Genomic DNA, 849 nt, shown 5'->3' with positions numbered 1-849 from the left:
CCACCCCCGCTGCCCTGGCCGCCCGCTACCGCACCCGGATGTCCGGCCGCCGGATGCTGGTGCTGCTCGACAACGCGAGCACCGTCGAGCAGGTGCGTCCCCTGCTGCCCGGCTCGCCCGGCTGCCTGGTCCTGGTGACCAGCCGGGACGGTCTGGCCGAGCTGGTCGTGCGGCACGGCGCGCGGCGGCTGGAACTGGGCCCGCTGAGCGCCGAGGCAGGATTCGAGCTGCTGCGCGGGCTGATCGGCGACCGGGTCGACGCCGACCCCGACTCCGCGTACGACCTGGTCCGGCGCTGCGGCGGCCGGCCACTTGCCCTGCGGGTCGCGGCGGAGCGGATGACCGCCCAGCGCACGGCCACCATCGCCGTGACGACCGTGGCCAGGGTGGCCGCACCGGCGCGGGTGGCGTCGGTATTCACCCCGGACCATGCCTGGCCGCGCGTGCAGCCGGTCAGCCCGGCGGCCAGCGCCGGGCCGCCCCCGATGCGGAGTCGGGAGCGGCCCGCCCGCTGATCAGGCCGTCGCGGTGCAGCTCAGGGTCGGAGTGCTGGCCGCCCCGGAGCCGGTGAAGCCGAAGCTGGCCTTCCCCCCGGCCGCAAGCGTGCCGTTGTAGTTGGCGTTCCTGGCCGTCACGGTCGACCCGCTGGTGGTGACCGTGGCGCTCCAGGACGAGATGATCTGCTGGCCGCCGGCCCACCTCCAGGTGACCGTCCAGCCCCGGATCGCGCCGCTGCCGGCGGTCACCTCGACCTCACCCTGGAAGCCGCCGGACCACTGGCCGACTGGCTTGTAGACGGCCGAGCAGCCGGCGGAGGCCGGCGGGGTCGTCGGAGGCAGGGTCGTCGGA

At 75.7% G+C, this 849-nt stretch carries 2 protein-coding genes; one reads left to right on the top strand and one right to left on the bottom strand.

The annotated features are described in order from the left end of the window. Positions 1–515 (top strand): NB-ARC domain-containing protein (locus E1258_RS32920; protein WP_243715845.1); only part of this gene is annotated, 515 nt, incomplete at its 5' end. Here the strand turns inward: E1258_RS32920 and E1258_RS32915 are convergent. Next, positions 516–849 (bottom strand): cellulose binding domain-containing protein (locus E1258_RS32915; RefSeq protein ID WP_207919949.1); only part of this gene is annotated, 334 nt, incomplete at its 5' end.

This window comes from Micromonospora sp. KC207, assembly GCF_004348615.1.
Classification (GTDB): domain Bacteria; phylum Actinomycetota; class Actinomycetes; order Mycobacteriales; family Micromonosporaceae; genus Micromonospora.
Note: the sequence above shows the minus strand (reverse complement) of the source record. Positions and strands in the feature narration are given on the sequence as shown.